The organism is Aeromicrobium sp. MLTX1 (genome assembly GCF_046452335.1).
Taxonomy (GTDB): Bacteria; Actinomycetota; Actinomycetes; order Propionibacteriales; family Nocardioidaceae; genus Aeromicrobium.
Genome location: NZ_JBKFDN010000002.1, coordinates 361,287 through 373,395 on the forward strand (window position 1 = coordinate 361,287; position 12,109 = coordinate 373,395).

General features: G+C 71.6%; 17 protein-coding genes. 10 read left to right on the forward strand and 7 right to left on the reverse strand.

Going from position 1 to position 12,109, the window contains the following annotated elements; genetic code table 11:
* Positions 1–2: 2 nt before the first annotated feature.
* Positions 3–2,189: a thioester domain-containing protein gene (locus tag ACK99Q_RS12275; RefSeq protein ID WP_410186412.1), complete on the reverse strand. Its 2,187-nt coding sequence runs from the start codon at positions 2,187–2,189 to the stop codon at positions 3–5.
* A gap of 243 nt (positions 2,190–2,432) precedes the next feature.
* Between ACK99Q_RS12275 and ACK99Q_RS12280 the strand changes: the two genes are divergently transcribed.
* Positions 2,433–2,639, forward strand: a complete 207-nt coding sequence (locus tag ACK99Q_RS12280) for a hypothetical protein (RefSeq protein WP_410186413.1) — start codon at positions 2,433–2,435, stop codon at positions 2,637–2,639.
* Positions 2,640–2,675: 36 nt separating this feature from the next.
* On the opposite strand, the gene ACK99Q_RS12285 is transcribed toward ACK99Q_RS12280, so the two are convergent.
* Positions 2,676–3,206: a polymer-forming cytoskeletal protein gene (locus ACK99Q_RS12285; RefSeq protein WP_410186414.1), complete on the reverse strand. Its 531-nt coding sequence runs from the start codon at positions 3,204–3,206 to the stop codon at positions 2,676–2,678.
* 129 nt (positions 3,207–3,335) lie between these two features.
* Between ACK99Q_RS12285 and ACK99Q_RS12290 the strand changes: the two genes are divergently transcribed.
* The 7 genes from ACK99Q_RS12290 to ACK99Q_RS12320 all read left to right on the forward strand — a co-directional run bounded on the left by ACK99Q_RS12290 (position 3,336) and on the right by ACK99Q_RS12320 (position 7,998).
* Positions 3,336–4,835: a molybdopterin-dependent oxidoreductase gene (locus ACK99Q_RS12290; protein WP_410186415.1), complete on the forward strand. Its 1,500-nt coding sequence runs from the start codon at positions 3,336–3,338 to the stop codon at positions 4,833–4,835.
* A 70-nt stretch (positions 4,836–4,905) separates the two neighbouring features.
* Positions 4,906–5,535: a fasciclin domain-containing protein gene (locus tag ACK99Q_RS12295; protein WP_179424342.1), complete on the forward strand. Its 630-nt coding sequence runs from the start codon at positions 4,906–4,908 to the stop codon at positions 5,533–5,535.
* Between the two features lie 27 nt (positions 5,536–5,562).
* Positions 5,563–6,153 (forward strand): ECF RNA polymerase sigma factor SigK, encoded by a 591-nt coding sequence (gene sigK, locus ACK99Q_RS12300; RefSeq protein WP_410186416.1) that lies wholly within the window; start codon positions 5,563–5,565, stop codon positions 6,151–6,153.
* Positions 6,150–6,854, forward strand: a complete 705-nt coding sequence (locus ACK99Q_RS12305) for an anti-sigma factor domain-containing protein (protein ID WP_410186417.1) — start codon at positions 6,150–6,152, stop codon at positions 6,852–6,854. The genes sigK and ACK99Q_RS12305 overlap by 4 nt, the downstream gene beginning before the upstream one ends.
* 24 nt (positions 6,855–6,878) lie before the next feature.
* A complete protein-coding gene (locus tag ACK99Q_RS12310) occupies positions 6,879–7,166 on the forward strand; it encodes a DUF1905 domain-containing protein (RefSeq protein ID WP_410186418.1) in 288 nt (95 codons plus the stop codon).
* A 9-nt stretch (positions 7,167–7,175) separates the two neighbouring features.
* The gene (locus tag ACK99Q_RS12315) at positions 7,176–7,418 is read left to right on the forward strand and encodes a superinfection immunity protein (RefSeq protein WP_410186419.1); all 243 of its coding nucleotides are present in this window, start codon (positions 7,176–7,178) and stop codon (positions 7,416–7,418) included.
* A gap of 4 nt (positions 7,419–7,422) precedes the next feature.
* Entirely contained in the window at positions 7,423–7,998 is a 576-nt protein-coding gene (locus tag ACK99Q_RS12320) for a DUF1992 domain-containing protein (RefSeq protein WP_410186420.1), read from the forward strand.
* Here the strand turns inward: ACK99Q_RS12320 and ACK99Q_RS12325 are convergent.
* Positions 7,958–8,581: an L-threonylcarbamoyladenylate synthase gene (locus ACK99Q_RS12325; protein WP_410186421.1), complete on the reverse strand. Its 624-nt coding sequence runs from the start codon at positions 8,579–8,581 to the stop codon at positions 7,958–7,960. The two genes, ACK99Q_RS12320 and ACK99Q_RS12325, sit on opposite strands and share 41 nt — an antisense overlap.
* A gap of 24 nt (positions 8,582–8,605) precedes the next feature.
* Positions 8,606–8,752 carry a GPGG-motif small membrane protein gene (locus ACK99Q_RS12330; RefSeq protein WP_179424347.1) on the reverse strand — a complete coding sequence of 49 codons (147 nt, stop codon included), beginning with the start codon at positions 8,750–8,752 and terminating at the stop codon, positions 8,606–8,608.
* Positions 8,753–8,970: 218 nt separating this feature from the next.
* Here ACK99Q_RS12330 and ACK99Q_RS12335 point away from each other — a divergent pair, with 218 nt between their 5' ends.
* Positions 8,971–9,645, forward strand: coding sequence for a phosphoadenylyl-sulfate reductase (locus ACK99Q_RS12335; RefSeq protein WP_410186990.1), 675 nt, complete (start codon positions 8,971–8,973; stop codon positions 9,643–9,645).
* On the forward strand, positions 9,642–10,847 hold the full coding sequence (gene cobA, locus ACK99Q_RS12340) for a uroporphyrinogen-III C-methyltransferase (protein ID WP_410186422.1): 1,206 nt from the start codon (positions 9,642–9,644) through the stop codon (positions 10,845–10,847). The genes ACK99Q_RS12335 and cobA overlap by 4 nt, the downstream gene beginning before the upstream one ends.
* Here the strand turns inward: cobA and ACK99Q_RS12345 are convergent.
* The 3 genes from ACK99Q_RS12345 to ACK99Q_RS12355 form a co-directional block, all read right to left on the reverse strand.
* Entirely contained in the window at positions 10,795–11,250 is a 456-nt protein-coding gene (locus ACK99Q_RS12345; RefSeq protein WP_410186423.1) for a hypothetical protein, read from the reverse strand. The two genes, cobA and ACK99Q_RS12345, sit on opposite strands and share 53 nt — an antisense overlap.
* Before the next feature lie 81 nt (positions 11,251–11,331).
* Positions 11,332–11,724, reverse strand: a complete 393-nt coding sequence (locus tag ACK99Q_RS12350) for a hypothetical protein (RefSeq protein WP_410186424.1) — start codon at positions 11,722–11,724, stop codon at positions 11,332–11,334.
* Positions 11,717–12,079 (reverse strand): hypothetical protein, encoded by a 363-nt coding sequence (locus ACK99Q_RS12355; RefSeq protein WP_410186425.1) that lies wholly within the window; start codon positions 12,077–12,079, stop codon positions 11,717–11,719. Before ACK99Q_RS12355 ends, ACK99Q_RS12350 begins: the two co-directional genes overlap by 8 nt.
* Positions 12,080–12,109 lie beyond the last annotated feature (30 nt).

A 12,109-nucleotide genomic window follows, 5' to 3' on the forward strand; every position in this document is an offset into this window, starting at 1 on the left:
GCTCAGCGGTCCCTCAGTGTGCGTCGTCGGGCGATCAGCACTGCCGTTCCGGCGGCCAACAGCCCCAGCCCGAGGGCCCAGCTCGGACCGGCCGGCGCTCCGGTGCCCGTCAGGTAGTCGTCGTAGCCGCCGCCGGACCCACCGGACTCGTCGTCGTCCGTCTCGTCGTCATCGCTGATCTCCCGGAGGCGATAGGTGTTCGTCGCGGTGACCTCAGCGGTCGCGTCGTCGAGAATCGTCACGGGGGCCGGCTCGATCGTGCTCGGTGTGGACAGCACGACCTCCTCGGTGACGCCGTTGGCCGTCTCGGTGATGTCGCACGTCGTCCCTGTCGGAATGCCGGTCACGGTGGTCGCGTACCCGCCGGCCAGCGACCCGGCGGGGATCACGAACTGCTGGTCGAACGCGCCCTCCGCGTCGTCGCAGTCGATGTCGAGGATGACCTCGCCCTGCTCCCCCGCTGCCGGCCCGCCGATGACCTTCGTCAGACGGAGGCCCCCGACCGATCGCCCGTACTCGTTCGTGGCCTGGACGGCCGCCGTCTCGTCCTCCGTGATCGTGACCGTGCCCGGCTCGATGGTCGAGGAGGTGACCGAGACCTGTCCGTTGTCGCCGTCCTCGGGCTCGGTCACCGTGCACTCCGAGCCGGCAAGGAGGTCCTCCACCGTCACGCTCTGCGTGCCGGCGGCGGTCCCTGCGGGTATCTCGAGAGTGCGCTCGATGGTCTCGCCGCCGTCGGGCGGCGTGCAGGACACGAGCACGACGATGGCGCCCTGGAGTCCGGCGGCCGCGCCGGTGATCGTCTTCGTGACCTCGATACCGCCGTAGGCGAGGGCGTACTCGTTCGTCGCGGCGACCGGTGCGGTGTCTCCCGTGCTCACGATCACGTTGCCTGGCTCGATGGACGAGCTCACGACGGCGACGCGCCCATTGTCACCGTTCTCTGGCTCGGTGATGGTGCACTGGGACTCGGCAGGCAGTCCGGAGAACGTGGCGCTGCTCGTTCCGGCCGCGGTGCCAGCAGGGATCTGGAGCCGACGCTCGATCACGGCACCGCCCCCCGGTGGCGTGCAGGAGACCAGCACTTCGACGGCGCCCTGCAGGCCTGCGCCAGTGCCGCTGATCGTCTTGGTGACCTCGATGGCTCCGGCGGCGAATCGGGTGATGCGGACGCTGGCCACCGCGGCAATGGTGGAGTCCTGCGCCAGGATGAGCTTCTGGGCGTTCTCGAATCCCTCCGTCTGGCCGTCGTACAGATAGACCGTGCTCTCGCGGACCGTCTCGGTGCGTTGGAGCGAGAAGCCGGGAGCGGCGGTCGAGTCGATCGAGCGGGCCCACAGCTGGGCACCCGGTTGCACCGTCGCCCCTTCCAGGACCGGCTGCGTCCCGGCGGCGTCGGCGAACAGCTCCACCCCGTCTGCGGCACGGAGGATCGAAGGGCCGTTGGCCGTCACGGTGAAGGGCCCGACGAGCTCGCCGGTCGAGGGAGCTGCCGCGGAATCGGGCGAGATGCTCAGGTTCGGCTGCGCCGGCTCGACGGCGGGTCCGTTCGCGATGGCGTCAGCGACGATGTCGGAGGTGAGCGCGAACAGCTGGGGCCGGCTGGTCGGGTCGAGCACGAGGTTGTCGCTGAAGAACCAGATGGCGGACTGCACGGCCGCGGACTTGACGTTGTCGGCCACCCCGGCCGGCTCCGGCTCGCTCGGGTAGTAGTTCTGCAGGATGTAGGCGACGTAGCCGAGGTTGGGCACGTTGGCCTCGTTCCACTCCCCCCGCTCGTACGTCACACCCGATTCCGTCTCGGTGAGCAGATCGATGCAGTACGTCAGGACCGTCCGGCCCTCCGCATCGCGAGCAGGGATGGATCCCGCGTAGCCCAGCGTCTCGGCCGGCCAGTCGGCGGGGATGGCGCCGGGAGCGGGGTAGCCCTCGGCCACGGGATCGAAGCTCGCGGGCGCGTTGAAGGCACCGACGTTCGTCAGTCCGAGCGATGCGGTGACCGTCCCGATCTGCAGTTCGGTGAAGGCCGAGCTCGCGGGGAACGGGTCGTCGGGGTCGCCCACCGCCGGCGCGGCAGTGGCGGCCGGGCCGAGGAGCAGCACGCTCCCGAGCAGGGTCAGGCAGAGCAGTGCGCGGGACAGGACGGCGGCTGCGTGGCGCACCCCGCGCTGGGACGAATGGTCGGCCATCATCGGACTCCGCTTCCCTCGGACCCCATCCCCCGACAGGGACTCCACGTCGAGTGTGACGTGAATCACGCCCACCTGTCCATGGTGACGAAGCCGGTCGCTCTCGCGGAGGCCGCGGATCGGAGCGCGCGGCCGCTGTCATGACTGGGCTATGCTGCGTTCGATCGAACGGACGTTCTAGAGTCCACCCATGGGCCACAACCGGAGGTACGGCGACCGTCTGTCGGCGCTCGATCCCCGGCCGTGACTCCCCCGCCGCGCATCCGGCCGCAGCACGTGTGGGTCAACCTCTCCACCGTGCAGGACGCCCCGGCGATCTACCCGGGCGTGCTGGTCGAGTGGCGGCCGGTCGTCAAGGGCTGGGAGGCGCTGTGCACGTGGGCCTCGCCCGACGGCGTCGTGCACACGGGCTGGCTGCCCGCGGCGCGCCTCAGGCCGGCCTCGGGGTGACGGATCCCGATGCCGGGATCCGTCCCCCGGGAGCGGTCAGCGGCGGACGAGGCGGCCCGCGCCGCCCTCGCTGAGCGAGCCCTCGACGTCGGCGCCGCGCCAGACGAGCAGGTGGCCGACGCCGCGCTCGCGGACGCTGCCGTCGATCTCGGCGGCCCGGTAGACGCGGACGTGGCCCCGGTGCAGCTCGGTGACGGTGCCGTCGACGTCACCGCTGATGGTGACGTTGCCGTGGTCGCGCTCGATGATGTTCCCGTCGACCGAGCCGGAACGGGTGACCGTGACCGAGCCGCGACCCAGCTGGCGGACGTTGCCGTCCACGTCGCCGCGGATCACGATGTTGCCGTGGCGGACGGTGACGTTGCCGTCGACGTCGCCGTTGATGACGAGGGTCCCCTTGCGGAGGGTGATGTTGCCGTCGATCTCGCGACCCTTCTTCACCGTGTAGCTGCCGGTGCGGTTGATGTTGCGGTCGCGGTCGTCATCGTCGTCGGCGTGCGCCGTCGCGGGCAGGCCCGCCAGCAGGACGCCGCCGACCAGGGCGAGGGCGAGAGGCTTGGTCTTCATCGTGCGCTCCTTCGTTCGGTTCGTGGTGCCCTCATCGTGGCGAGCCGAGGTGAGCCCGACGTGAACACACCATGAGACGGCTCTCATGTTCGGACCCATCCGTTCGGCCGTCGGCGACGAACCCCTCCCATGAATCGCCACGCAGCCGCCCGCGGCGCCCTCGCCGGTCTCGTCTCGGCCCTCGCCGGACTCGCGGCCGGACACCTGGTCGGCGCGATCGTCGCGCCCGCGGCCTCACCCGTCCTGGCCGTCGGCAGCGCCGTGATCGACCGGACCCCGACGGCGCTCAAGCAGGCCGCCATCGAACGGCTGGGGACGGCGGACAAGCCGGTCCTGCTGGGGACGGTGCTGATCGCGACGCTGCTCCTGGCCGCGATCGGCGGCGTCCTGGCCCGGCGCTCGTTCCCCGTGGGCGCCGCGGTCGTGGTCCTGCTCGTCGCGGCCGCCGGCTGGGCGGCGCTCGCGCGACCCGCGGCGCGACCGACCGACGTCCTTCCCGCACTGGCGACGGGAGTCGCGGCGCTCGCAGCCCTGCGCTGGCTCACCCCGCGGGACGCGGAGCCCGTGGACGGACAGGGTCGGCGGCAGCTGCTCGTGCGCTCGGGCGTGATCGTGGGCGCCGCCCTCGTCGCGGGCACCGCCGGGCAGTGGCTCGTGGCCCGGGCCCGCGACGTCACGAACATCGCGCTCCCCCGCGCCCTGCGCCCCCTCCCGCCGCTGCCGCGCGGCCTGGAGGCGACCTACCGCGGGATCACGCCCTTCCAGACCGACCGCGACGACTTCTACCGCGTGGACATCAACCTGACGACTCCCGTCGTCGACCACGAGAGCTGGAAGCTGCGCATCGACGGGATGGTCGACCGCCCCTACGAGCTGACCTTCGACGAGCTGCTGGCCCTGCCGCTGATCGAGTGCGACATCACGCTGACGTGCGTGTCCAACGAGGTCGGCGGACCCTACGTGGGCGCCGGCCGCTGGCTGGGCGTCCGCGTCTCCGACCTTCTCGAGCGCGCCGGAGTCCGCTCGGGCGCCGACCAGATCCTCAGCACGGCCGTCGACGGGTTCACCATCAGCACGCCCCTGGCGGCTGCGCAGGACGGTCGCGACATGATCGTCGCCGTCGCGCTGAACGGCGAGCCGCTCCCCCGTGACCACGGCTTCCCCGCCCGTCTCGTGACGCCCGGCCTCTACGGCTACGTCGGCGCCACGAAATGGCTGACGAAGCTCACCGTCACCACCTACGAGGAGCGCGAGGCGTACTGGACCAAGCGCGACTGGGCCATCGACGGCCCGATCAAGATCTCCTCGCGCATCGACACGCCCGCCGCGCTGAAGGCAGTGGACGCCGGGCGGATCGTCGTGGGCGGCGTCGCCTGGGCGCAGGGTCGCGGCGTCGCGGCCGTCGAGGTGCGCGTGGACGACGGCGACTGGCAGCGCGCCGAGTTCGGACCCGACGGCGGCATCGACTACTGGCGTCAGTGGTACCTGCTGTGGGACGCCGAGCCGGGCCGCCACACCCTCACGGTGCGGGCCCAGGCCGCCGACGGCGAGTACCAGACCGAGGAGCGCGCGACGCCTTTTCCCGATGGTTCCAGCGGATTGCAGCAGATTGTGGTGCGCGTCACATGATCCGACCCATCCGTACGACCGTCCGCGCCGAATCACTGGCAACTTCGTCACCTACCCGAGAGGCACGATCATGAACCGCTTGCTCCCCCGCCGTACCGCCGCCGCAGCCGCCGCCGTCGTCATGTGCTTCGGACTGGCCGCCTGTGGAAGCGACAGTGGCGACGACGACTCGATGAGCAGCAACAGCGAGTCCAGCCCCTCCGCCTCGGCCTCCGAGGACATGATGGACGAGGCCAGCGGCCCGTTCGGTCCCGGCTGCGCCGGCGTCCCGACCGAGGGCGAGGGCTCCGTCGAGGGCATGGCCGACGACCCGGTCGCCACCGCCGCCTCGAACAACCCGCTGCTGACCACGCTGGTCAAGGCCGTGACGGCCGCCGACCTGGTGGACACCCTGAACAGCGCCGAGGCCCTCACCGTCTTCGCGCCCACCGACGACGCCTTCGCCAAGATCCCGGCCGACGACCTGAACGCGCTGCTGGCCGACAAGGACCAGCTGACGAAGGTGCTGACGCACCACGTCGTCGAGGGCAAGATGACGCCGGACCAGCTCGCCGGCGAGCACGAGACGCTCGCAGGTGACACGATCACCGTGGAGGGCTCGGGCGAGGAGTTCACGGTCGGTGACGCTGCCGTCGTCTGCGGCAACGTCGACACCGCGAACGCCAAGGTCTACGTCATCGACTCCGTGCTGATGCCCTGAACCCCGTGATCGAGTGAGGCAACTGTCGTGAACCACCTGCATGCCGTGCCCTCGGGCGGCGAGGACTCGCCGCCCGAGGCACTCGGCGACACGCTGAGGCGCTGCGGACGCGGCGACGAGGCTGCATTCGCCACGCTCTACGACGCGACGGCGGCGCGCATCCACGGCCTCGTCCGGCGGATCGTCCGCGATCGCGCCCAGAGCGAGGAGGTCACCCAGGAGGTGTTCCTCGAGGTGTGGAGGCAGGCGGCTCGGTTCGATCCCGCCAAGGGATCGGCGCTGAGCTGGCTCATGACGATCGCCCACCGCCGTGCGGTCGACCGGGTGCGCAGCGCCGAGGCCGCGACGGCTCGCGACACCCAGCACGTCCTGCGGGACGTCACGGTGGAGCATGATTCGACGAGTGAGACGGTCGAGGCCCGGTTGGACGCCCAGCGCGTCCGCCGGGCCCTGGCCGGCCTCACCGAGACACAGCGGGAGGCCATCGACCTGGCCTACTTCCGCGGTTGTACGCACACCGAGGTCGCCTCGATGCTGGACGTGCCGGTCGGCACCGCCAAGTCCCGCATCCGCGACGGCCTCATCCGACTCCGGGACACGATGGGAGCAGACCGATGAGTGACGTGCATGCCCTCTCGGGCGCCTACGCTCTCGACGCCGTCACGGACGCCGAGCGCGAGAGCTTCGAGCGACACCTGGCCGGCTGCGAGGCCTGCCAGGAGGAGGTCGCCAGCCTGCGTGAGACTGCGGCGCGGATGACCGAGCTGAGCGTCGAGGAGCCGCCGCCCGCCCTGCGCGCGTCGGTGCTGGCCTCGATCAGCGAGGTCCGCCAGCTGCCACCGCACCCCGTCGCTCCCCCGCGACGCCGCCGCTTCGTCCCGCGCACGCTGCTGGTCGCCGCCGCGTCCGCCGTGGTGCTGGCCGGCGGGATCGGCCTCGCGGCCACCCAGCCGTGGAAGGGCGACTCGGCCTCGCAGACGCTCACGGCCGCCGACCGGGTCCTGCAGGACCCGCAGGCGCAGCGGGTGACCCAGACCTTCGACGACGGCGCTCGCGCCACCGTGGTGCGGTCGTCGGCAGAGCGCAAGGCGGTCATCGTCACGCACGACATGCCCGACGCCCCCGAGGGCCACTCCTACGTGATCTGGCTCCAGCAGGGCGACGAGATGGTCAACGCGGGCACGATGCCGCAGGGCCCCGACAACACCCTCCTGCTCGAGGGCGACGCCAGCACGGCGTCGGCCGCGGGCGTGACGGTCGAGACCGAGCCGGACGCGGAGGCGCCCACCACCGACCCGATCGCGCTGTTCGCGTTCTGAGCCGGCATCGGCCATGCTCGGCACGTGTACGAGTTCGAGGCCACGGTGTGGCGCTGGCGCGAGGACGGGACCTGGCACTTCCTGACCCTGCCCGAGGACGTCACCGACGACATCGACGACCGGACCCCGCAGAAGGCGGGGTTCGGGTCCGTGAGGGTCGAGGTCACGATCGGCTCCAGCACGTGGAGCACCTCGGTGTTCCCGAGCAAGGAGCTCGGCTCGTTCATCCTGCCGGTGAAGAAGGCCGTCCGCGTGGCCGAGGGCTGCGAGGAGGGCGCTCGAGTTCGCGTGCGCCTCGCCGTCCAGCCGTAGGCTGGGACCGTGAACGACATCATCACCGACAAGCGCGGGCGGCCGTTCCAGACCGTCTTCGGCTGGATCATCGCGATCCTCTCGGCCGGCTACATGCTGCCGTGGGCCATCGCCGCGACGCGCGGGAAGTCCAACACCGGCGCGATCTTCTGGCTCAACCTGCTGCTCGGCTGGACGGTCGTCGGCTGGGTCATCGCGCTGGTCATGGCGTGCACGTCGCACCAGGTGCTCGGGATCAGGAACCCGCGCTGAGCCGATGAACGACGACGCCCGCCGCCGCGCCGCCCGGTACCGACTGGATCCGGACGCCACAGCGGCGGGCGACGAGGCCGAGGAGGCGGAGCCCCGCGCCCGCCGTCCCGAGGACCAGGCGCTGTGGGTCGACCAGCAGGTCCGGGCCGCGATCGCCCGCGGCGAGTTCGACGACCTGCCGCTCGCTGGCAAGCCACTGCCGCACATCGACACGGCGGCCGACCCCGACTGGTGGCTGCGCCAGTTCATCGAGCGCGAGAACATCACCGGGGTCCTGCCCGAGGCACTCCAGCTGCGCAAGGACGAGGCCGTGCTGCCCGACGTGCTCGACGGCCTGAGGTCCGAGCGCGCCGTGCGCGAGGCCGTGGAGGAGTTCAACCGCCGGATCGTGGCGGCACGCCGGCAGCTGCAGGGCGGTCCCCCGGTGGTCACGCCGTTGCGCGACATCGAGGTCGAGGTCGCGGCGTGGCACGAGCGCCGGGCCGCCCGGGCCCGCCGGCTGGCCGAGGCCGGACCGGCGGACGCCACGCGGCCGGGTGCTATTCGAAGGGCGTGGGATCGCCTGCGCCGACGCGGGTGACCTCGGCGTAGCCCTCCGAGAGGTCGACCACGGTGGTGGGCTCGGCGATGATCTCCTCGCCGGAGTCCACGATCGCGTCCACGCGGTCGCCGAGCTCCTCGCCGATCTGCCACGCCTGCGTCATCGGCTCGGTCTCGCCGGGCAGGATCAGCGTGGACGACAGGATGGGCTCGCCGAGCTCCTCGACGAGGGCTCGCACGATCTTGTGCGTGGAGATGCGGACGCCGACGGTCTTCTTCTTGGCCTGCAGGAGGCGCTTGGGCACCTCGGGGGTGCCGGGAAGGATGAAGGTGTAGGGGCCGGGCGTCGCGGCCTTCACGGCGCGGAAGACGGCGTTGTCCACGTGGACGAACTGCCCCAGCTGGGCGAAGTCGCGGCACACCAGCGTGAAGTGGTGCTTGTCGTCGAGGCCGCGGATGTCGCGGATGCGGGCGATGGCGTCGGCGTTGCCGACCTGGGCTCCGAGCGCGTAGCCCGAATCGGTGGGATAAGCAATCAACCCGCCTCCCCGCAGCAGCGCGACCGTCTGATCGACGGTGCGCTGCTGCGGGTCGACGGGATGAATGTCGATGTAGCGAACCATGTTCGCCACCCTAGGCGCAGTCGCTTACGTGAAGAGGCTGACGCCGCCCGGCCCGACCAGCAGGGCGATGACGATGAGCACGGCGCCCATCACGAAGTCGCGCTGGACGAGGCGGATGATGCCGAAGATTCCGATGATCACTGCAGCAATCCACAAGATGGTGTCCCACATGGGGTGACTCCCTTCGTTCGGTTCGACTCCACCCTGCCGCTACTTCGAGCTGTTCGCATTTTGGACGGCGTGGAAGTTTCCGGGGGCTCGAACGTAATGTCAAGGGGGTGAGCACTCCGACCTTGGCAGAACGGCGGGAACGCCAGCTGGCCCACGACCGGGAACGCCGCGATCACCTCGCGGCGCGGCCGGCCCGCGAGCCCCGTTCGCGCGAGGAGCTGAAGGCCCTGGCCGAGACGGCCGCCGACCGGTTCTCCGACGGACAGACCGACGCGCTGCTCGCCTGGGTGGCGCAGGAGTTCGGTCACCTGACCGCCGTCGCCTGCTCGATGGCCGATGCCGTGCTGCCCCACGTCGTGGCGCGACACCTCCCCTGGGTCGACACGCTCTTCCTCGAGACCGGCTACCACTTCGCCGAGACCGTGGGCACCCGCGACGCGGTCGAGTCGTCGATGCAGCTCACGATCGTCGACGTGGTCCCGCGCCAGAGCGTGGCCGAGCAGGACGCCCAGTACGGCGAGCGCCTCTACGAGCGCGATCCCGCCCTGTGCTGCCAGCTGCGCAAGGTCGAGCCGCTCACCGAGACGCTCGGCGGCTACGAGGCCTGGATCACCGGCGTGCGCCGCGACGACAGCCCGCTGCGCGCCGACACCCCGTTCGTCACGTGGGACGACAAGAACGGGCTGGTCAAGATCAACCCGCTCGCGGACTGGACCTTCGACCAGCTCATCGACTACGCGAACGAGCACGACGTGATCCTGAACCCGCTGCTGAACGACGGCTACCCGTCGATCGGCTGCGCGCCCTGCACGCGCCGGGTCGCTCCGGGCGAGGATCCCCGGGCCGGCCGCTGGGCCGGGCTCGACAAGTCGGAGTGCGGCCTGCACACGTGAGCACCTTCCCCCTCGGACTGCGCCTCGAAGGTCGCCGCGTGGTCGTCGTCGGCGGCGGTCACGTCGCCACGCGCCGGGCCTTCGCCCTGCTCGAGGCGGGCGCCGACGTGCACGTCGTCTCCCCCGCCGTCTCGGACTCCCTCGCCTCGGCCATCGGCCGGGGCTCGCTCACGTGGCACGAGCGGACCTACCGCACGGGCGACCTCGACGGCGCTTGGCTGGTGCAGACGGCCACCGACGTCGCGGCGGTCGACGACCTCGTCGCGCACGACGCGGAGGCGTCGCAGATCTTCTGCCTGAAGGGCGGCGATCCCGAGCACGCCACGGCTTGGACCCCGGCGGTCGCGCGCGTCGACGACGTCACGATCGCGGTCAGCGGCGGCGGCGACGCCGGCCGCGCCTCGGCCCTGCGCGACGCCGTGGCCACCGCGCTGCAGACGGGCGACCTGCCGCTGCGACACCGCACGCACGCGCGCGGCCTCGTCGCCCTCGTCGGCGGCGGCCCGGGCGACCCCGGCCTCCTCACGGCCCGCGGACGCCGGCTGCTGGCCGAGGCCGACGTCGTCGTGTTCGACCGACTGGCGCCCCAGTCCGTGCTGGCCGAGCTGGCTCCCGACATCGAGGTCATCGACGTCGGCAAGCAGCCCGACCACCACCCGATCCCCCAGGAGCAGATCAACGCCCTGCTCGTCGAGCGGGCGCAGCAGGGCAAGGTCGTCGTCCGCCTCAAGGGCGGCGACCCCTACGTCTTCGGCCGCGGGGGCGAGGAGCTGCTGGCCTGCCGCGCGGCGGGCGTCGAGGTCGAGGTCGTCCCCGGCGTCACCTCCGCGATCGCCGTCGCGGCGAACGCGGGCATCCCCGTCACCCACCGTGGCGTCGCGCGCGGCTTCTCGGTCATCACGGGGCACGAGGAGCTGGGCGAGCTCCCGCGCCGCGGCGACCACACCCTCGTCATGCTCATGGGCGTCAAGCGGCTGCGCAGCACCGCCGAGGAGCTCGTCGCCGCCGGCCACGACCCGAAGACGCCCGCGGCCGTCATCGAGCGCGGCTTCGCGCCCGACCAGCGCACCACGATCGCCACGCTCGGCACGATCGCCGACGCGGCCGCGCACGCCAGCGCTCCGGCCATCACGGTGATCGGCGACGTCGTCAGCCTCGCCGCCGCAACCACCGGTTCAGCCGCCGCTCCCCCGACCTCATGACCAGGTGGTGCGCCAGCTCGAACAGCGGGCGCAGCAGACGCTCCGAGCGGCGCATCCACGGCGCGTTCGTGTCGACGTGCCAGTCGATCGTGAGATCGGTGCGCCCGGGTCGGCCCGCCGCGAAGTCCAGGGCCGCCGAGCCCTCGAGGTCGCCGCGTGACCTGAATCGCATCGCAGTCGTCGGCTGCAGGTCGAGGTCGTACACGGTGAAGCGCAGCCGGTAGCCGAAGGCGCTGCGGGCGACGAGGTCGATCTCCTCGCCCCGGTGCCCGGTGACCGTGACGGCGTTCCACCACGGCAGCGGGTCGTCCTGCTCGAGGAACTGCTCGAGCGTCCGCCACAGGCGCTCCGGCGGCTCCGCCACGTCCCACACCGACCGGAACTCGTACGCCCGTTGGCTCATCGGCCCGTGTCGCTACCACGATCCCGGCCGGAGCCGGGTTTGAATGGGATCAGCCCCGCGCGGTATGAGCGCACGGGGCTCTCACGTGCTCCGGGTCCGGCGCAGCCACCACAGGCCGATGAACGGCAGCACGAGCGGCACGTAGCCGTAGCCGGCGCCGAAGCCCGACCACACGGTCTCGTCGGGGAAGAGGTCGCCGTCGAGGATGCTCAGCAGCCCCACGCCCAGGACGCCCACGAGCTCGAACCCGATCGCGGCGCCCGCAACGCGGCGGTTGCCGGTGGCCAGCGCCCACGTGGCGACGCCGTAGACGACGCCGGCGAGCGCGGACAGCGCGTAGGCGACCGGCGCCTCGTCGGCCTTCGTCACGAACTGGTAGACCGAGCGCGCCGTGGCGGCGACGGTGAAGACGGCGTAGACCGCCACGAGGGCGCGTCCGAAGCCGTGCTGGGTGTCGGTGTGGTGCTCAGCCATGTCCCTGCCAGATCTGGTGCGTCCGGATCAGCATGACCGACACCGTGAACAGCGCCACGGCCACCACGCCGGTGCCCCACCGGGTCTTGTCGCCGAGCCCCCACAGCACGGACGCGGGCGGGATGAGCACGGTGGTGACCAGGTACGAGAGGTACAGCCCCTTCTCGAGGTCGCGGTCGGTGCCGGCGACGGCCACGATCCCCCACACGAGGACGATGACGAGAAGCACCTCGACGACCGCGATGGCGTAGAAGAGCGGGTTGCTGAAGCGGTACGACTTCGCCGTGTGCCACCCCGCGAACACGGCGGCGGCGAGGGCGGCGGCGGAGGTCAGGTAGACCAGGGCGTCAGGCATGTCAGTCGAGAGTCTTTCACGCTGGCAGGA

Excerpts from the sequence above, each read along its gene's own strand:
- ACK99Q_RS12275 (WP_410186412.1), bottom strand. The coding sequence starts at position 2,189 with ATGGCCGACCATTCGTCCCAGCGCGGGGTGCGCCACGCAGCCGCCGTC.
- ACK99Q_RS12285 (WP_410186414.1), bottom strand. The coding sequence starts at position 3,206 with ATGAAGACCAAGCCTCTCGCCCTCGCCCTGGTCGGCGGCGTCCTGCTG.
- ACK99Q_RS12290 (WP_410186415.1), top strand. The coding sequence starts at position 3,336 with ATGAATCGCCACGCAGCCGCCCGCGGCGCCCTCGCCGGTCTCGTCTCG.
- ACK99Q_RS12295 (WP_179424342.1), top strand. The coding sequence starts at position 4,906 with ATGAACCGCTTGCTCCCCCGCCGTACCGCCGCCGCAGCCGCCGCCGTC.
- ACK99Q_RS12305 (WP_410186417.1), top strand. The coding sequence starts at position 6,150 with ATGAGTGACGTGCATGCCCTCTCGGGCGCCTACGCTCTCGACGCCGTC.
- ACK99Q_RS12320 (WP_410186420.1), top strand. The coding sequence starts at position 7,423 with ATGAACGACGACGCCCGCCGCCGCGCCGCCCGGTACCGACTGGATCCG.
- ACK99Q_RS12325 (WP_410186421.1), bottom strand. The coding sequence starts at position 8,581 with ATGGTTCGCTACATCGACATTCATCCCGTCGACCCGCAGCAGCGCACC.
- ACK99Q_RS12330 (WP_179424347.1), bottom strand. The coding sequence starts at position 8,752 with ATGTGGGACACCATCTTGTGGATTGCTGCAGTGATCATCGGAATCTTC.
- ACK99Q_RS12345 (WP_410186423.1), bottom strand. The coding sequence starts at position 11,250 with ATGAGCCAACGGGCGTACGAGTTCCGGTCGGTGTGGGACGTGGCGGAG.
- ACK99Q_RS12350 (WP_410186424.1), bottom strand. The coding sequence starts at position 11,724 with ATGGCTGAGCACCACACCGACACCCAGCACGGCTTCGGACGCGCCCTC.
- ACK99Q_RS12355 (WP_410186425.1), bottom strand. The coding sequence starts at position 12,079 with ATGCCTGACGCCCTGGTCTACCTGACCTCCGCCGCCGCCCTCGCCGCC.